The sequence below is a fragment of the Anaerotignum faecicola genome, assembly GCF_003865035.1.
GTDB classification, from domain to species: domain Bacteria; phylum Bacillota; class Clostridia; order Lachnospirales; family Anaerotignaceae; genus Anaerotignum_A; species Anaerotignum_A faecicola.
On sequence record NZ_BHVZ01000002.1, the window covers coordinates 240,816 to 259,231 of the forward strand.

The window sequence follows — 18,416 nt, forward strand, 5'->3', positions numbered from 1 at the left end:
CCAGCCCTATAATCTCTCTCAAATAAATCGATTCAAAAAGATTATTCGCTATCTTCTTTTTCTTTTTTTGCCTTCACACGGTCAATCGCCAGCTTATAGCCATCCGTGCCGTAATGCAGGCAACGATTGACACGGCTGATGGTTGCTGTGGAAGCGCCTGTTTTTTCCGCAATTTCCACATAGGTCCGCTTGGCATCCAGCATTGCCGCCACTTCCATTCTCTGCGCGATTGCCTGAATTTCGTTGATGGTACAAAGGTCTTCAAAGAGCTGATAGCACTCTTCCACGGTTTCCATGCTGAGAATGCACTCAAACAATTTATCGGTCAATTCATTTTTGATCTTTTTATTCATTCGGAACGCCACCTTCTCCTGTTATTTTTCATATTTCTATTAAAAATATTGTAACACTTTCAAGCATTAAAGTAAAGAGATTTTCCACGTTCTTTTCCGCATACATTTTTTATTTTCTGCCATGTCTGAGTCCTGCAAGAAATTTTTCCGGCGTATTATTGAGAATCAGCTCCTCCGGAAATTGCAGCTCCTTCAGCAAATCCTCCGCATAGGAAAAATCCCCCACATTCCGGTAAAAATGCGCATCGCTGCCCAGAACCACAGGCTGACCCTCCTCCATGCTCATCAGAAGGATTTTCTTAATATTCTCCCTGCTGCCCTCCCGAAAGCCGCCCGGTGTTAAAGAAGCATTATTGATTTCCAGAAGCGTGCCCGTTTCTTTCGCCACGCGGAACAGCTCCCGATAATCCACCGCATAGCGAGGGTCTCCGGGGTGTCCGATGATGTCCACATAGGGATTTTCCATCACCTTTAAAAACGCCTGTGTATTCTCCTTTTTCGTGCCGGGCTTAATGCAGGGCATGTGCAGGCTTGCAATCGCAAGATCCAATCTCTGCAAAACCGCTTCATCCATATCTATCGTGCCGTCAAAATCCAGAATATTCAGTTCAATACCCTTCAGCAGCCGCACCCCATGCAGCATTTCGGGCAAAACGTGCAGATTTGCAAAATAGGCATGACAGGTGGTATCCTTCATAGCAGGCGCATGGTCTGTCAAAGCGACCAGCTGCAAGCCCTGCTCTGCCGCCCATCTCAAGTTTTCATCCACTGTGCTGTAGGCATGCCCGCTTGCAACGGCGTGGGTATGAATATCCATCAATCGTTTCATTTCGATTCCTCACACTTCTAAGTGAAATTTATATGATTCATTAAATTTCATTATAGCATTGTTTCCGCAAGAAAACAATCCTTCTTTCCTGCATACGGTCACGCTTTCCTTCGTCTTTCATACTATGTTAAAAGAAACCACAACTTTAAAGGAGGCTGTCTTATGGGCGCTTTTGAATTTGATTCCAAGGCTGATTTAAGTGCAAGAAGCTGCAATTTCTGCGGAAACGGCAGCAACGAAAGCAACGGGCGGAACGAGGAAACCTGTATCATCGTGCAGAAGATTTTCGACCAGTGCCGCATCCAGAAATGCTTGGGCAGCAGTATTCTGGGCCCCGCTCGTGCCGCAAGGAGCGAAACCCCCAGCTGCAACGATATGCTCTGCGAGGGTGATATCATCATTCCTCCCTGCAACGCCGCCGATGTAACCATCCGCGATTTAGACCTGACCCGCATTGAAATTCTGCGGAAACGGCCAAATCCGCTGCAAAAGGGCTGCTGGGATATCGAGCTGAAATATGTATTCAATTATACACTGGAGTTTCGCCGCGCCGACGGCTGTTTTATCGGGACGATTGATGCCACCAACAGCCATCATTTGCGCGTAACGCTCTTCGGCTCTACCGAGGCAGATGTGACCACCGTAACCGATCAGTTCGAGAATGCCGCATCCAAGGGCGGACCGTTCATCATTGCGGAGGGGAAAGCAGTTGCGCTGAATGCAGAGCTGCGTTTCCCCGGCTGTAACACCTGCAATCCCTGCCATTCCTGCAATCCCTGTCATTCCTGCGACTGCGATTCCTCCCAAAGCAGCGGCGATGCTGCTCTCGGCGCACCCATTGCAGTTAATGTAACCATCGGGCTGTTTACGATTGTAAAGCTGTTCCGTACAGTCAATATCATGGTAAATTCTTTGGGCAGATGTGTCCCCGAGCGCTGTACTACAAATGCCACAAACAGTGACCCCTGCAACGGCTTTGAGGATATCCGTTTCCCCTTAGACCTCTTTTCTCCCACCGCAAAGCCCCGTTCCTGCTGCGGCTTCGGCACGGTTTTCGGTGACGACTGCGATACACGCAGAAGCAGAGAGGACTGTGACGCATAAAAAGCATCCATTCCACACATTTTTGTCCCTGCCATGGCAGGGACTTTTTTTGCATAAAAAAAGGCGTGTATCAAACACGCCAAATTTTATCCTGTTATTTTGTTGCTTTTGCACCTTCTCCTTCCAGTGCGCAGTCGAAGGAAACAACAGGAGGATTTTCCCCTCTTTCCTTCGCAGGCAGGAATCTCTTCCAGAAATCATCAAAGAGTGCAAAAATAACCTTGTGCTTTGCATAAATAAAGAAGATAGTAAGTGCTACATAGCAGGCAGAAAGAATATCTGTCAGTGCCCAGAGCACATCCGCCTCAATGTTATAGAAAATCACACAGGGCAGCATATAGTAAATAATATAAATCGGTATTGCTTTTTTATTTCTTTCGGTATCGCCAAAGGCATAGTTTACAGATTTTTCACAGGTATAGTACATCCCGATGATGGTTGTCCATGCGAAAACAGCGATTGCAATCGCGGTCAGCTTCGCGCCGACATGCCCATACGCCATGCCGAAGGCAATCGTTGTCAGCGCGCCGGATGTCGCATCACTTTGGAAATAAGAGCCTGTGATAATGATGGTAAACGCCGTAATGGAGCAGATGATGAGTGTATCCAGTGTAATTTCACCCCAGCCCCATACAGACTGGCGCACCGGATGATCTGTGATTGCCGGTGCATGCGCAATGATACCGTAACCGGTACCTGCATCATTGGAATAAATCCCACGCGCCACGCCGTATTTCACCGCATCTCTTACCGTTGCGCCGGCAAAGCCGCCCACAGCCGCCGTAGGAGAAAATGCAGATTCAAACACAAGAGCAACCGCCGCAGGAACCTGCTTGATATTCAGAATGATTACGCCAAGCCCCATCAGAATATAAAGCACCGCCATAATAGGAACCGCCTTGCTCATAACCTCAGAAATTCTTTTCAGACCGCCGAAAATCGTAACAATACAGGTAACACCGATGATTGTCACGCTGATGAGAGGTGTCACGCCGAAGGCCTGCTGCATGGAGCTGGTTACTGCCTCTGTCTGTACGCAACAGGTCCAGGGGCCAAGCACAAAGGCAAAAACCGCAAGCACAATGGCACCCCTTTTCCAGCCAAACGCGTTTTTCATGACGAAGGAACGGTCGCAGACATATTCATCCATGGAGTTTTTGTAATGCTCTCTGTAGCGCTGACCAAGAATGATTTCGCATGCCTTTGTAGACATCCCGAAAAATGCGGAAACCCACATCCAGACAAGTGCGCCCGGGCCGCCGCTTACGATTGCCGTTGCAACGCCGCTGATATTCCCCGTGCCGACCGTATTCGCAAGCCCCGTACAAGCCGCGCGGAAGCTGGATACCGTACCCACGCCCTCGCCTGCGGAGGTCATATTGCCAAAGGTATTTTTTATGTTAAATTTCAGCTTTCGCTGATAGCTGAAGCCAAACCGAAGGGACAGGAAAATGCCCGTACCCAGAACGATAACAACCATGGGTGTTCCCCAGAGCATGTCATCCACCATATAAAGAAAATCTACAATTGACTGCATATTTATAATTCCTTTCTGTTATCTTTCGTTTTTATCTTTTGTTGATACTGCCTGCGCGCGAAACGCATCCCGCGCCTTCACAACCTGTTCGATGTGGGTGCAGGTTGTGGTACAGCAGCCGCCGACCGCATCTGCGCCTGCTTCAAAATAGGAAAGCGCATTTTCCTCAAAGCTCGCACCGCCGCCGACCTTTTCCCATGTTTTTGTGGTGGGATCATAAATATCGCCGCTGTTGGGATATACGCCGACAGGCAAATTCGTTTCCTGCTTGATATCCCGAATCAGGCTTACGATATGCTCCGGCTTGGAGCAGTTCACGCCAACCATTTTCAGTCCGGGATGGTTCTCGGAAAGCACCCTTGCACATTCCGCAATGGTGTTGCCCTCATGAATATGATGCCCGTCCTTGCAGGAAAAGCTAATCCAGTAATCCGCTCCCATCTCCTCTGCAATTTCCGCTTCAATCAGAGCCTCCTGCAAAGAGGGCTGTGTTTCAATCAGGAGAATATCTGCGCCTGCGTTCCAGAGAATCTCCATTCTTTCCTTATGAAATGTACGCAGGGCTTCATCGGATACGCCATAATTCCCGCGGTATTCCGAACCATCCGCAAGATATGCGCCGTAAGGCCCGATTCCTGCCAGACAAAGAGGATACACGCGCCCCTGCGCCTTGCCCTCCGCATTCCACCATTCCTCTCTTGCTTCTAAAAACAGCTTTACGCTGTTCGCAACAATTTCTGCCGCTTCGTCATGGGTAAAGCCGTTTTCCATCAAGCCGGGAATCGTTGCCTGATAGCTGCAGGTAATGCCGCAATCCGCACCCGCCTTGAAATAGTCCGTATGTACCTTTTTGACCAGCTCCGGTGTATCCACCAATGCGCGTGCCGTCCAAAGGTTACAGTTTAAATTTGCTCCCATTTGCTCCAGCGCCGTGGACATCGATCCGTCAATAATCATCTGTCCGTTTTTTTCCAATAATTCCTTAATTTTGTCTGCCATGTTTTTCCCCCTTTTTTCTTTTGTATTGTTCTTATTTTAAAGCATTTCAAAAGTTTTCTTGCCATTATATCACAGATAATTCGATTTTCCTACCTTTATTTCTCCGCTATTCTGCTATTTTTCAGTCAAAATGCTGTTCTTTTGCATGACATCCTTATAAAAATCAAGAAATGCGTGAATGGCAGGGGAACGCCACTTATTTTTATGAATCAGAAGCTGTGTCCAGACTGTCTCCATGGAGTCCTCCACCGGCAATCGTGTCACCTGCCCCGTCCGCACATAGTCCTCCGTAACGAAATCCGGCAGAAAGGAGAGCAGATTGCTTTTTTTCACCAACTCGCAAATCTGAATCGGATTCCCAATTTCCAGAATCGGACGAATTTCCATGGATTTGGACGCAAGTGCTTCATCCAGAATGGCACGATAGCTCATTTTTCGCTCCGTCAGCACAAATTCATTTCCGCATAATTCCTGCAACGTCAGCCGCCGCTTCGCAAGGGGATGATCTGTCGCCGCGATGAAGTGCGCCTGCTCCTCCTGCTCCGCGCAGATGATAAAATCGGAATCATAAATATGCCTGTCCAATGTGAATACAATATCCGCCTCATTTCTCCGCAGCATATCAAACATCTGCTCCGTACCGCCCTCCTTGATTTCCGCCCGTATCCCCGGATATTTACGGCGAAACTGCAAAAAATCCTCTTTAAAATAGCGATTGCAGATGGAGCTTGACATCGCAAGGCGAATCTCTCCCTCAATCCGTTCCCCGAATTTCAGGGATGCCAGCATTTTTTCCTGCGCATTGAGGATATTTCGCGCCTGTTGTAAGACCAGAATCCCCTCCTCTGTCAGGCTGACTCTGTGATAATAGCGGTCAAACAGCCGCACCTGCAATTCTGCCTCCAGCTGCTTAATCTGCGAGGAAACCGTAGACTGCGTATAGCCCAATTCCTTTGCTGCCGCAGAAAAGCCCGCATGCTCGCAAACGGCAATGAACGTTTTCAAGCTGTTGGTATTCATTGTAACACCCCTTTTGATATAAACGATTTTTTCGTTAGTATACAGCAAAACAATCAATTTTACAAATATTATGTTTTTTTATATAATATTCTTTATGGATGTATTATCAATTTTTCATGAAAACAAGAACAAAAAATGTCCTGTTCTTTGCAAAGCAGACAGGATCGTGTAAAGGAAAGGGGTATTCTCTCGTGAAACGTGAACAACTCGGAAGCCGTTTGGGCTTCATCATGCTTTCCGCAGGCTGTGCCATTGGCTGCGGGAATGTCTGGAAATTTCCATGGATGTGTGGACAAAATGGCGGCGGCAGCTTCATGCTGGTCTATATTCTCTGTCTGATTCTTCTGGGGATTCCCGCGCTTGTTCTGGAATTTTCCATCGGGAGAGCAGCGCAGGCAAGCCCTCTTTTCATGTATAAAAAGCTGGAAAAGCCCGGACAGAAATGGGGCATCTTCGGCTGGTTCTGTCTGGCAGGGAATATCGCTCTGATGGCATTTTACACCGTTGTCAGCGGTTGGATTATCTATTATTTCTTCCGATTCCTCACCGGGAACCATGCGAGCCTCGGCTTCGGTGCCATGATATCCTCACCATCGGTCAATGTGCTGTTCCTGCTGATTACATTGGTTGTTGCGTTCTTTATTCTTTCCTTCAATTTGCAGGGCGGTCTGGAACGTGTCACAAAATATATGATGTCTGCCCTTCTGGTGCTGATGCTCGCGCTGGCAGTACATAGCCTGCTTCTGGGCGGTGCCGGCAAAGGGATGAGCTTCTACCTCAAGCCCGATTTTTCCAAAATCAAAGGCTCCGTTGTGGTTGGTGCAATGAATCAGGCGTTCTTCACCCTGTCCACAGGTATGGGCGGCATGGCAATTTTCGGCAGCTATATCGGCAAGGAACGCTCCCTGATGGGCGAAGCAATCCATGTCATTCTTCTGGATTCTCTGGTTGCCTTCCTCGCAGGCGTAATCATCTTCCCTGCCTGCTTCACCTATAACCTCGAAGTAACCGCAGGACCCAGTCTGCTGTTTGATACCATGGCGGCTGTTTTCAATAACATGCCCGGCGGTCGTGTCTGGGGCTCCCTGTTCTTCCTGTTCATGGTATTCGCGGCATTGTCCACGGTACTCGGCGTATGCGAAAATATCCTCGCCATGATTCGTGAGCTGACAGGCTGGTCTCGTCCTAAGGGCAGCGTCATCTGCGGCATCGGCATCTTCCTGCTCGCGCTGACAACGGCGCTGGGCTTCAGCATCATTCATTTTCAGCCCTTCGCAGAAGGTACAACATGGCTGGATTTCTGGGACTTCTTTGTTTCCAATAATATTTTGCCGCTTGGCTCTCTGGTGCTTGCTCTCTTCTGCTGTAATAAGTTCGGCTGGGGCTGGGATAACTTCCTTGCAGAAGCAAATAGCGGTAAGGGTCTGAAGGTGCGCCCTTGGATGAAGCCGATTTTCCGCTTTGTCCTGCCGGGGCTGATTGCCTTCATCTATATCTACGGCATGGCTACCTTCAACTGGCGTTAAAGTACATAAAAAGGTGTTGGATTTCTCCAACACCTCAATAAAATTTATATTGCGGAAGGGTTTGGGAAACAATCCGTTCATTACTTGCTACGCAAAGCAGGCTTTGCCTGCCACCCCTTCTTGGGTGGTAAGCAGTTTCCCAAATGGAATCCGCAGGAGGAATTCATTTCCGACGAGGAAAACCGTAGGTTTCAAGGCTTTTAGCCGATGGAACCTACGGTTTATTCGTCTGTCTAAACAAGTCGAAATCCTGATTTCGACTTAACTATTCCAGATATAATAGAGACCGCAGTGTGCCATCCTTATAGAACGTCAGCATGTAAATATGCCCATCCTCCATCACAAGCGTCACATCCACGGAATTATGCGGTGCGCCTTCCTCCGTATTATCAAAATACGCATCTCTGATTTCCCTGTCATCCCCCAGCTGCTCCGCAACCAGTGCCTTGGCAGAATCCAGTATTTCCTCACTCTCGATGATTTCCTTCATCTCCTGCGCAGAAATAAACTCCAACGGATACGCTTCGCCGCCTCTGACAAAGTGGATGCGGTTCTTGTCCTCCGTAATCCAGACGGCATAATCCCAATCCTCGTCATAAAGCTGCACAAACCAACCATCCGGCTGAATACTGCTGTCCTGATTATAGGATGCGTCCCCTGCCAGAGCGTATTTGTTCGCCCCGAATATCTTCTCTATGCCGTTCTCCGCAACGAAAATTGCGCTTTCCTTGCTGTTGCATTTCGCAATCTGCTGAGAGAGACTCATGCGACCTTTGCTGTCAGAAAGTGCCTTCGCCTCTCCCGCCGCACAGCCCGTTGTGATAGATAATAGAAGCATCACGCTCAGAATCATTTTTCTTTTCTTCATATCCCTGTCCCCTTTTTCTTTATCAAAATTTACCTCATGCAATTTCGATCATCGTTTTAATTGATAAAAATCTCTCTGATAGAAATCACCCTGCCATCTTCAAGCGCCTGTATTTCAAAAGGTGTTTTCCCAAGCTCTCCATTTCCCGCATCAAATTTCTTCAGAAACTCAGATACCTCTTGTGTTGTATACATACGGGTTTCATTATCTTCCGAAATAAATAAAGCACCTGTATCATAAAAATCGTATCTTGTTTCGTCATTTAATGTGAATGTGAGTTTCTCATCCGAAGGATTATAGATATAGTATCCATTCAGCATATCTTCCTCTGTTAAGTTTAAAGAATCTATCCAATACTTATCTGCTAAATCAATATACTTAATCTCATCAACAATCAGCTGATTATCCTTAACCGTCAGATAGCCTTCATATACATTGTATGCCCCGGTCATGTCCTGCTTCTGCGGTTCCTTTCCGCACCCCGTTGCACCAATCAGCAGTAAAACTCCAAGAAGCAAACCAATCTGTTTTTTCATCTGCATTCCCTCCATTTCTATATAGCATTTCTCACCTGTCCACGCTTACGATTCCCCCAGTGACACCACCTTCCATGCCGCTTCTGCATCCTCCTTCACCATATAAGCATTCCAATGATAATCCCCCGAAGCCTCTTTATCCTGCTGATCCTCATAATAGAAGCTCACATTATAGTAACGCCAGTCATAATCCTGCGCATCATAGTAAGGCGCATCCGCAGAAGGATTCTGATAAAACGACCGCGGCACCTCTGTCAGATTCAGAAATAGCACCTTGCCGTCCATTTCCTCTTTGATATAGTCTTTCAGCACCGCCTTCACCTCTGCATCCTCATCCTTTGTCGCGGCACTGTTCCCCCACAGCCCCAGACTCGCAACTGCCAGAATCAGAAAAACGAAATTGCAGATTTGCACCTTTCCGATTCCCTTTTTGCAGAAAAAGCTGCCATAGAAAAACAAAACCACACAGCAAAGCAGCAAAACCACCGCCATAAGCAGCAATGTCCGGCTCCGATAAATGCCGTAGTCCCGCGCATAGCCGTCCTGATAAGATAACACGCAAAACCATACAACCAGAAGCACCATCAGCACACCTAAAATAACCTTGATGATTCGATTCCTGTTCATGTGATTCCACCTCCGTCATCGTTTCTCATTTCTCGTCATTCTGCGCATCGTAATGCAATCCCAGATGTTCGATTTCCTCCACAGACATAAATATCATTTCCGGTTCATCCTCTATATAAAGCGTGTATACGCCATCTTCTCCATGCTTTATGATATAATCTGTTGTATAGATATAATCAAGATTCAGCCCCGGCGGTCTATATTCCGGCTGCAGCACGATACTATAAGAAAGGAAAAGCAGTGCAAAAATCATAAAATAAATACATTTTTCAATTTTTCTGTCCCTTTCAAACTGCATCATCACCGCAAACCGCTGTTTCAGATTCGCCTGTCGGAAAAACTGACTGCCGAACGGGTAGCTACGGCAGACAGCGCGCTCCCGTTTCATTTCCTGCAGCAGACACCCCAGATAATCGACCTTCTCCTGTTTGTTCAGCTTTCTGCTCACGCAGGAGTCGCAGTATACCTCAAGCAGCTGCGCGCAGGCATCTCTGAACAGATACACCAACGGATTCCACCAGAAAATGCACTCCAATACCATAACAATCAGCTTCATCCAGTTTGTCTTATTTGCGAAATGCTCCAGTTCGTGCAGGAAAATGTACCGCAGCTCACCCTCGGTATATGCCGCCTTCGGCAGGAAGATAATCTGCCTGAAATAGCCGAATTCCAGTATCGTTCGGATATTTTTATCCACAATCACCGTTGTTTCAAATGCATACCCGTTCTCCCGCTTGACCTCCTCCAGAATTTTCAGATAGCTTTCGTCGCAGATGCTCGGCAGATGTCCAAACCTGCGAACCAGCTGTCTGTAAAAACGAATCCTGCTCCACGCAATGCAGACCGTCCCCGTCATCCAGACCGCAAGCAGCAGCCACCGCACCTGCACCACAAAGCCGCCAATCGTAAACAGCTTTTTTCCCAGAAACGCGATAATCGCAGGATAAATCTGAAAGGAACTGATTTCTATTGTGCTTTCCACCTCTATCGGGAATAGAAGCTTCACCAGCAACGCCGCCCCCAGCAACGCAAATACCCGTAACGGAATCCGCAGCAACACCCTGTTGCTTCTGGATAAGCCTATAAAAAACAGAAAAAACAGATTGCTGAGCAGAATTGCCGTAATGAATGAATATCTCGTAACGAAAATCATACGTCTCCCCTATTTATACACTCTTTTTGCTGTAATCGTCCAACCAGTTTTCCAGTTCGGAAATAATTTTCTCGTCCTTTTCCTCATCGCCGCCCATCAGTCCGGATAAAAAGGAGGAAACATTGAACTTGTTCGTCTCATTTTCAAAAACCTCCGAAACCTGATTCGTGATGTAATCGGAAAGGCTCACCTTCGCCTCATATAAACGGCTGTTCACCTTCGCCACCCTCTGCGAACCGCAGACCACAATATACCCGTTCTCCAACAGCTTATTCAGCAGAGGATGAATGGAATTCGCCGCCCATGTGCCCTCTTTTCTGTGCTGTAGGATTTCCGATGCCGTCAGCGGTTTGTCCATGCTCCAGAAAATCGTCATAATTTCATATTCCTTTGGAGATAAATAATTCTTTTGTACCTTCACTTCGCTTCACCCTTTTTCGACTATATTTTTTTCTACTGTATTTTTTTACATTATATAATCTGCGTTTTTCCGTGTCAATCTGCAATCCTTCACAATTCTTTCTCGATTTCGACGCTTGTTTGACATCGTTTTTCGGTAATCTGATAAATTTTTTCGCTTCCTCTTATTTTGCATCACAATACATATTTATTATTTTAAAAATGTTCACATATCATGATATTTTGTCTACTTTCACTACTTCAAACTGTCCCCTCTCTGCAAATTTGACATTCCTCGAAAACAGCATATTCACCGGTACATCCGCCTCCTTCGCAACCGCGTTGCTGAAAAGCAGTATCCCCAGTGCCACGGCAAGCACTGCCGTTCTTCCTGCCCTGCTGTTCCTGCTATTTCTTTTCATAATTTTTATCATTCTGCTTTTATAGCTGTTGATGCTTGCCCCCATAAACCCAACGCTACAGAGTTCCTCCCCGTATCTACTCTGCTCCAGTTCCAGTATCTTAATCATCAGTTCGCAGTATTTCCGCCTTTGTCCCTTCGTAAAATTCCTTGTGACTTCCTCGTCACAGGCTGCCTCCGTCCATTCTGAAAGATTCTTCCGCAGCAGATAATACAACGGGTTAAACCAGTTCAGGCAATTCAAAAACAATCCCAGCAGCTTACGCAGCAAATCCCGATGCACCACATGATACCATTCATGTGCAAGGATAAATCTGATTTCCTCTGCATCAAAACCGGTAAGCATATAGGCAGGAATCGCGATATATTTCTTTCTTACGCCAATCGTGCATGGCGTAGCAATATTGCAGCACCCGACAAGGCGCACATCTGCAATACGCCTTTCCCCTTTTATCTCGCAGAATATGCCATGCCATATATCCTCCTGCACCGCAAACATGGATTTTCTGACTACCCGCAGCAGACGAATATAGCTCCACGCATAATAAAGGAAGAAAATAATTCCCCCAATCAGCCAGATTGTCGCAAAGTATTCCATGTGTATGCGTTCGCGCACACCGAATACAAAGCTGTCAAAGCCACTGTTCTCCGGATACACCAGTAAATGCATCTCACGAAACGCCTTCTCACTGCCATCCTTGATAGAAACCACAAAATACAGCGGTATCACAAACGAAAGCAATGCGATTGTGTTGATTGTCGCCATCGTCCTTGCGGAAGTCCATCGATATGCCAGCCTCTCAAAGGGCAGGAATATCGCACAGAATACAAACCCGCTGACGGACAGCAGTAAAGCTATCATAAATGCACGCTCAATCATCAAGTTCATCCAACCACGCCCTCAAATCCTTCATGTCATTTTTGCCGATTTTATCACTGCCCCGAAAAGCAACCAGAAAATTCTTCAGAGAGCCGCCGAATTTACTCTCCACAAACCCCTCCGCTTCTTTTTTTTCATACTGTTCTTTGCTTACCAAAGGGAAATAACAAAGCTTGTTTCCCTTCTTCGTTACCCCTAAAATCTCCTTCGCCGTCAGCCGTCTTAAAAAGGTTGCTACGGTCGGATAGGTCCATTCCTCGCCCTCCTTCTTCAGAATTTCCAGCACCTCCGGCACCGTTACCATCTCCTCCGCTTTCCAGATTTGATTCATAACCTTCATTTCCGCATTGGAAATACGCATTTTCTCGTCCATCGTTTCTTCCCCTTTCTGTTACATTTTGTAATTTTATTTTATTACACACCGTAACACTTTGTCAACCTGAAAATTTCCCTGTTTTCTCCAAACAAAAAAGCGTCCATCCATCCGATGAACGCCAAAATCTGCTGTTGCTATTTTTCTTCTATTTTAATCCGAAACCCTTCCGTCATTTTCCGATAACATTCCTCGCAAAGATCAAAGGCATCCTGCCTGCCATCCTGCTCGGAAAAATATCCCCATGTTTTTTCCGCATGGAAATAGTCCGCCCCCCTCAAGGGGATTTCCCTGCCGCAGCCATTGCAAACAACCTTAGAAAGAACCCGTTCTTCTCTCATACCTGTCTGATATTCTCTCATGCTCGTTTCCTCCCCATGCTCCTTCGCTTCTGCTTATCTCCTATCACCTGTTACAGACCATAGGATAGCATCTTTTTGTCGAAAAAGCAAAGGGGAATCTCTGGCAATGTCGTTCTCAAAAAACATCTCTTTCGTTCTTCTGTCGAAAAACAGTTGTCTTTTTCCGTTCCCCTATGATACAATCACAATAAGAAAGACAGAGGTGTACTTGCTATGGAAAAAATGAAAACCGCGTTATCCCATTGCGAAATCTGCCCCAGAGGCTGCGGCATTAACCGCACCGCAGGCAAAGCAGGGTGGTGTCATGCCCCCCTCCTGCCGAAGGTTGCTCTTGTCAGCGGACATCTGTGGGAAGAACCGCCCATCAGCGGCACAAAAGGCTCCGGCACAATCTTTTTCAGCCATTGCAATCTAGGCTGTGTCTTCTGCCAGAATCATACCATCAGTCAGGAGGGCTTCGGGCAAGAAGTCAGCATCCTCCGTCTGGCGGAGATTTTTCTGGAACAGCAGGAAAGAGGCTTTCATAATATCAATCTGGTTTCCGCGGTGCAGTTTATTCCGCAGGTGGCAAAGGCTTTGGAATCGGCAAGAGCGCAGGGTCTGCGGATTCCCGTTGTCTATAATTCCAACGGCTACGAATCCCTGACAGGCTTACGCATGCTGGATGGCTTGGTGGATATCTATCTGCCCGATTTTAAATATTGGAACAATGACCTCGGCGTTTCCTATTCCCATGCGCCGCACTACAGAGAAACCGCCGCAGCTGCCATTTTGGAAATGCGCAGGCAGGTGCCGCAGGATGTTTTTGATGCAGAGGGTCTCCTGCAAAAGGGGCTGCTTCTGCGTCATCTGATATTGCCCGGGCAATATCGCGACAGCATGCGAATTCTCGACTGGGTGCGGGCATCCCTCGGCGAAGAAACTCTTGTTTCTCTCATGAGCCAGTATACGCCCCTGTATCGTGCAAAGGAAATCAAGGCACTTTCCCGCAAACTGACTACCTTTGAATATGAAAAGGTAATTGATTATTTTTTTGAAATCGGCTTAAAAAACGGTTTTATGCAAAAACGATCTTCGGCAACTGGGGAATATACCCCAACCTTTGATTTATCGGGCGTTGTCGCCGCCGAAAGCTTTATGAAAAGAGAGGAGAATCATCATGATTAAAAAAGAGAGAGTTGTTACCGTAGAAGGTCTGAGAGATGGCAAGGGCAGTGTAGAAATCCATCACATTCTGGAAGGCGAGGATCTGATGGGGCATGGCACCATGTTCGCCCGCGTCATCGTAAAGCCTCATAGCTCCATTGGCTGGCATCAGCATGTCGGCAATACAGAGCCCTATTACATCCTCAATGGTGTTGGTACCTTCGTGGATAACGACGGCACAAAAACAGAGGTACATCCCGGCGATGTCTGCTCCATCAAGGTTGGTCAATGGCATGCCATGGAAAACAATACCGATGAAGATATGGAAATGATTGCATTCGTTATGAACGAATAAAAATAAGGCGGACAGTTTGTCCGCCTTTTTCTGTCTTTATTTTAAAATTGTAAGCTGCTCCGCAAAAATCGTCAGATACCCAAGTGTACCGTTGCTTTTTCTGAGCAAGATATGGTATTCCTTGCCGCCCTCCACAGTATAAGCCTCCTCTTTCAGCCATTTTGCCCCCAGAAGATAGCCTTCCTGCTTCAGAATTTTATAATTTTTAAAAACAGCCTTTTTCACATTGCCCTTCAGCGTCAGCGTCAATGTCGTTTCCTTCATTTCCACCCCCGTCAGCTCGCAGCCTGCGAAGGTCTCACTGCTCTCCTTCGTGCTGTCTACGGCATATTCTGCCTCCTTTGCGTCTGCAAGCTTTTTCTGCTCCTCGCACCATGCTTTCAGCTGATGGCGCACCTCTTTTGTCGCAATGTCCAGTGCCAGCACGCGCATATCCGCAACCGCAGCCTTAATTTCGATGGGCAGAATCCTCTCCATGCGCTTTACGGTTTCCTCATGATGCTTCATAAATGCAACCTCAGCCGCAATTTTGTCAAAGGCTTCTCCTTCTTCTTCCTTCATCTGTTTCACAAAGGCACGGCGGCGGCGTGTATACAAATCCTTATAGTATTCCTCGGAAAATTCCTCCGCATTCTTGGAAACTGCCATATTCAAACACCAATCGGCAGCCTGACACGCTTCGTACCATTCTTTTGTAAAATACTTCATGTTTCTTTTTCCCCCTCTTTTCTTCACAGGTTATATCATAACATCCCAAGAAAAGAAATGCCATTCATCATTCTTAACAAATTCAGACAGAAAAAGACAGACTATTTGTCTGTCTTTTCTAAAAATTATACGTTTCCAAGTGCATACACGCGAATAATGGAAGAAATTTCCTTTACCATTTCCATAGAGGAGAATTTTTTGATGGCATCCATAAATTTCTTTTCCGCCACCTCATGTGTTACCACAACGATTTCCGCATCGTTTTCAATCGTTTCCTTCTGCAAAAGAATCGCAATGCTCGCATCATTTTCCGCAAAAACACCTGCCATTGCCGCCAATGTACCTGCTCTGTCCTCCAGTCTCATGCGGATGTAATATCTGCTGGTTGTATCGCCAATCTGCTTGATTGGCAGGTTCTTGTAGCAGCTGCACCCAATGCGTCCGTTGCAGTGGAACAGCATGTTGCGCGCCACATCCATAATATCGCCCACAACAGCACTGCCGGTCGGCAAGGCTCCTGCACCGCGTCCGTAAAACATCGCATCATCCACCGCATCCCCATGTACAAATACGGCATTAAAGGAATCATTGACCGCTGCCAAGGGGTGGTTCTCAGGAATCATGGTCGGATGTACCTTTACCTCAATGCCCGTTTCCGTATTCTTCGCAATCCCCAGAAGCTTGATGCTGCAGCCCATTTCCTTTGCATAGCGCATATCCTTCGCTGTAATTTTCGTAATCCCTTCCGTAAAAACATCATCAAAGGTAACCGATGTATGGAACGCGATAGAGGCCATAATAGCAAGCTTTCTGCCGGCATCGTAGCCCTCAATATCCGCCGTAGGGTCTGCCTCGGCATAGCCTAAATCCGTTGCCAGCTGCAAAGCCTCGCCGAAGTCCATGCCATCCTCCTTCATCTTTGTCAGAATGAAGTTTGTTGTCCCGTTGATAATACCCATGATTTCTGTAATATTATTGCCTGCCAGGCACTGCTTCAGCGGGCGAATAATGGGAATTCCGCCTGCCACTGCCGCTTCAAACAGCAAATCGCAGTGGTGCTCTCCTGCCAGCTCCAGCAGCTCATGTCCGTGCATTGCCATCAGGTCCTTATTGGCTGTCACAACATGCTTGCCCTTTTCCAATGCCGCCTTAATGTATGTACGCGCAGGCTCAATACCGCCCATCACCTCAACCACAATGTCAATGCTGTCATCGCCGATAACATCCTCCCAGACATCCGTCAGCTTTTCGGCAGGTATCCTGTCCGCATATTTTGCCTTATTCCGCACCAGAACCTTCACAACCTCCAGTGCCGCCCCAATTTTAAAGGGCATTTCCTCTTTCTGTCTTTCAATAATTTCATATACGCCACCGCCAACAGTGCCCATGCCCAGTAAGGCGATTTTTCTAACTGCTTGCTCCATATTTTGTATCCTCCGTACACAATTTACCTTTAAAACCTTCGTCACTATTTTTTCGTGATAATAAAGATTTTAACAGGAAAATTTTGCTTGTCAATAGTTTTTGTCTTTTTTCTGCAAACATTTTTCCGTATCACAAAAACATTTCGTATGCAAATGAATAAAATCACCCGCTTTCAGAGATATTAACCCCACCTCCTCTCCGGCTCTGTTCTTTTTTTCATACTTATTTGACGAAACGCCTTCTTTCCTTTAATATAGTAGGAGTATTTTTTTGAAAGGAGTATTCTATGGAAGCATTTGCAAATATTATCAGCTTAATCAGCAGCTTTTTGTATAGCTATATTTTGATTGCCCTGCTCATCGCAGCAGGTCTTTATTTCACCATAAAAACAGGCTTTATCCAGTTCCGCCTGTTTGGAGAATCGATTCGCGTCATCGCGGAAAAAAGGGAGGACAGAGAATCCATTTCCTCTTTTCAAGCGCTTATGGTCTCCACCGCCTCCCGTGTCGGAACCGGCAACGTGGTCGGCGTAACGGGTGCTATCATTGCAGGCGGCGCAGGTGCCGTGTTCTGGATGTGGCTCATCGCCATCATCGGCAGTGCCTCCGCCTTTATCGAATCCACCCTCGCACAGATTTATAAGAAAAAGGGCGAGCATGGCTCCTATGGCGGCCCGGCCTATTATATCAAACAGGGGCTTGGCTCTCCGCTTCTGGGCGGTGCCTTTGCCGTTGCCCTCATCCTCACCTATATGGGCGGCTTTAATGCCCTTGCTTCCTTCAATATGACCGATTTCATCAAGGTCTATGTACCGGGCGAGCGGTCGTCCCTCTATATCGGTGCCATCGTTGCCGTTCTGGCAGGCATCGTCATTCTGGGCGGCGGCAAGCGCATCTCTCAGGTAACAGAGGTGCTCGTCCCCATCATGGCAGGTATTTATATTCTTGCAGCAGTCATTATCGTGCTCCTGCATATTCAGACTCTGCCCCTCGTCTTTGTCCGCATCTTCCGCGAAGCCTTCAGCGCGAAATCCGTCTTCGGCGGTCTTCTTGGTGCGGCAATGATGAACGGCATCAAGCGCGGTCTGTATTCCAATGAAGCCGGCATCGGCTCTGCCCCGAATGCCGCCGCTTCTGCCGATGTTTCCCACCCTGCCAAGCAGGGTCTGGTGCAGATGCTCTCCGTCTTTATCGACACTATCCTCATCTGCTCCTCCACCGCCTTCATGATTCTCTGTACGAATCTGGATGCCTCCGCCTATGTGGATGCCGCAGGAAATACCATGAATGCCGCCTATATTCAGGATTCTCTGGTCGCAAATTTCGGCCCCGCCGGCAGCGTTTTCATCACCGTTGCCCTCACGCTTTTTGCCTTCACCACGCTGGTCGGCAATTATTTCTATGCCGAAATGAATATCAGCTATCTTTACCCCAAGGCAACCAAAAATAAGCCCTTCATGCTGTTTTATCGCCTCTTGGCAGCAGTCATCATCTTCATGGGCGCGCAGTTCTCCGCAGGGCTTGCTTGGGACTTAGCCGATGTTCTCATGGGCATCATGGCACTGATTAACGTCCCCTCCTGTCTCATCATGGGAAAAACCGCCTGCAAGGCTCTGGTGGATTATCGGAATCAGAAAAGCGAAGGCAAAAATCCCGTGTTCCACGCCGCCGATATCGGTCTAAGCGGCACAGATTACTGGATCGAAACCGAATAATATCAAAAAAAGAAGCATCCGAAATGAAGGAATTTCCTTCTTACGGATGCTTTTTTCGACTTTATTTTTTATTTTATTTTA

The 18,416-nt window shown here is 47.2% G+C and carries 20 protein-coding genes; 5 read left to right on the top strand and 15 right to left on the bottom strand.

Going from position 1 to position 18,416, the window contains the following annotated elements:
- Positions 1-41: 41 nt before the first annotated feature.
- Both EJE48_RS06945 and EJE48_RS06950 read right to left on the bottom strand, forming a co-directional pair.
- Complete coding sequence (locus EJE48_RS06945) at positions 42-353, bottom strand: YerC/YecD family TrpR-related protein (RefSeq protein WP_118579541.1); 312 nt, start codon at positions 351-353, stop codon at positions 42-44.
- A gap of 109 nt (positions 354-462) precedes the next feature.
- Complete coding sequence (locus tag EJE48_RS06950) at positions 463-1,182, bottom strand: phosphatase (RefSeq protein ID WP_118579544.1); 720 nt, start codon at positions 1,180-1,182, stop codon at positions 463-465.
- 162 nt (positions 1,183-1,344) lie between these two features.
- On the opposite strand from EJE48_RS06950, the gene EJE48_RS06955 reads away from it, so the two are divergent.
- The gene (locus EJE48_RS06955) at positions 1,345-2,286 is read left to right on the top strand and encodes a hypothetical protein (protein ID WP_118579547.1); all 942 of its coding nucleotides are present in this window, start codon (positions 1,345-1,347) and stop codon (positions 2,284-2,286) included.
- A 94-nt stretch (positions 2,287-2,380) separates the two neighbouring features.
- Here the strand turns inward: EJE48_RS06955 and EJE48_RS06960 are convergent, their stop codons facing one another.
- From EJE48_RS06960 to EJE48_RS06970, 3 genes are all read right to left on the bottom strand, one after another.
- A complete protein-coding gene (locus tag EJE48_RS06960; RefSeq protein WP_118579550.1) occupies positions 2,381-3,823 on the bottom strand; it encodes an alanine/glycine:cation symporter family protein in 1,443 nt (480 codons plus the stop codon).
- A gap of 18 nt (positions 3,824-3,841) precedes the next feature.
- Positions 3,842-4,822, bottom strand: coding sequence for a homocysteine S-methyltransferase (gene mmuM, locus EJE48_RS06965; protein ID WP_118579553.1), 981 nt, complete (start codon positions 4,820-4,822; stop codon positions 3,842-3,844).
- 114 nt (positions 4,823-4,936) lie between these two features.
- Entirely contained in the window at positions 4,937-5,842 is a 906-nt protein-coding gene (locus tag EJE48_RS06970; RefSeq protein WP_118579556.1) for a LysR family transcriptional regulator, read from the bottom strand.
- Between the two features lie 191 nt (positions 5,843-6,033).
- Here EJE48_RS06970 and EJE48_RS06975 point away from each other — a divergent pair, with 191 nt between their 5' ends.
- On the top strand, positions 6,034-7,368 hold the full coding sequence (locus tag EJE48_RS06975; protein WP_118580419.1) for a sodium-dependent transporter: 1,335 nt from the start codon (positions 6,034-6,036) through the stop codon (positions 7,366-7,368).
- 265 nt (positions 7,369-7,633) lie between these two features.
- Here EJE48_RS06975 and EJE48_RS06980 read toward each other — a convergent pair whose 3' ends face one another.
- From EJE48_RS06980 to EJE48_RS07015, 8 genes are all read right to left on the bottom strand, one after another.
- Positions 7,634-8,236 carry a hypothetical protein gene (locus EJE48_RS06980; RefSeq protein WP_118579559.1) on the bottom strand — a complete coding sequence of 201 codons (603 nt, stop codon included), beginning with the start codon at positions 8,234-8,236 and terminating at the stop codon, positions 7,634-7,636.
- 56 nt (positions 8,237-8,292) lie between these two features.
- A complete protein-coding gene (locus tag EJE48_RS06985; protein WP_118579562.1) occupies positions 8,293-8,772 on the bottom strand; it encodes a hypothetical protein in 480 nt (159 codons plus the stop codon).
- Between the two features lie 45 nt (positions 8,773-8,817).
- Positions 8,818-9,399, bottom strand: coding sequence for a hypothetical protein (locus EJE48_RS06990; protein ID WP_118579565.1), 582 nt, complete (start codon positions 9,397-9,399; stop codon positions 8,818-8,820).
- Between the two features lie 25 nt (positions 9,400-9,424).
- Positions 9,425-10,552: a M56 family metallopeptidase gene (locus EJE48_RS06995; protein WP_016408339.1), complete on the bottom strand. Its 1,128-nt coding sequence runs from the start codon at positions 10,550-10,552 to the stop codon at positions 9,425-9,427.
- 13 nt (positions 10,553-10,565) lie between these two features.
- Positions 10,566-10,973: a BlaI/MecI/CopY family transcriptional regulator gene (locus tag EJE48_RS07000; RefSeq protein WP_118579568.1), complete on the bottom strand. Its 408-nt coding sequence runs from the start codon at positions 10,971-10,973 to the stop codon at positions 10,566-10,568.
- Between the two features lie 211 nt (positions 10,974-11,184).
- Complete coding sequence (locus tag EJE48_RS07005; protein ID WP_016408337.1) at positions 11,185-12,261, bottom strand: M56 family metallopeptidase; 1,077 nt, start codon at positions 12,259-12,261, stop codon at positions 11,185-11,187.
- On the bottom strand, positions 12,245-12,625 hold the full coding sequence (locus EJE48_RS07010) for a BlaI/MecI/CopY family transcriptional regulator (protein ID WP_016408336.1): 381 nt from the start codon (positions 12,623-12,625) through the stop codon (positions 12,245-12,247). Before EJE48_RS07010 ends, EJE48_RS07005 begins: the two co-directional genes overlap by 17 nt.
- A 137-nt stretch (positions 12,626-12,762) precedes the next feature.
- Positions 12,763-12,987 (bottom strand): hypothetical protein, encoded by a 225-nt coding sequence (locus EJE48_RS07015; RefSeq protein ID WP_118579571.1) that lies wholly within the window; start codon positions 12,985-12,987, stop codon positions 12,763-12,765.
- 213 nt (positions 12,988-13,200) lie between these two features.
- On the opposite strand from EJE48_RS07015, the gene EJE48_RS07020 reads away from it, so the two are divergent.
- Positions 13,201-14,154: a radical SAM protein gene (locus EJE48_RS07020; RefSeq protein ID WP_243107981.1), complete on the top strand. Its 954-nt coding sequence runs from the start codon at positions 13,201-13,203 to the stop codon at positions 14,152-14,154.
- Complete coding sequence (locus EJE48_RS07025) at positions 14,147-14,488, top strand: cupin domain-containing protein (protein WP_118579574.1); 342 nt, start codon at positions 14,147-14,149, stop codon at positions 14,486-14,488. The genes EJE48_RS07020 and EJE48_RS07025 overlap by 8 nt, the downstream gene beginning before the upstream one ends.
- A gap of 36 nt (positions 14,489-14,524) precedes the next feature.
- Here the strand turns inward: EJE48_RS07025 and EJE48_RS07030 are convergent, their stop codons facing one another.
- Entirely contained in the window at positions 14,525-15,196 is a 672-nt protein-coding gene (locus EJE48_RS07030) for a hypothetical protein (RefSeq protein WP_118579577.1), read from the bottom strand.
- Positions 15,197-15,321: 125 nt separating this feature from the next.
- Complete coding sequence (locus EJE48_RS07035) at positions 15,322-16,620, bottom strand: homoserine dehydrogenase (RefSeq protein WP_118579580.1); 1,299 nt, start codon at positions 16,618-16,620, stop codon at positions 15,322-15,324.
- Between the two features lie 287 nt (positions 16,621-16,907).
- Here EJE48_RS07035 and EJE48_RS07040 point away from each other — a divergent pair, with 287 nt between their 5' ends.
- Positions 16,908-18,335, top strand: coding sequence for an alanine/glycine:cation symporter family protein (locus EJE48_RS07040; RefSeq protein ID WP_118579583.1), 1,428 nt, complete (start codon positions 16,908-16,910; stop codon positions 18,333-18,335).
- The last annotated feature ends 81 nt before the right edge of the window (positions 18,336-18,416 follow it).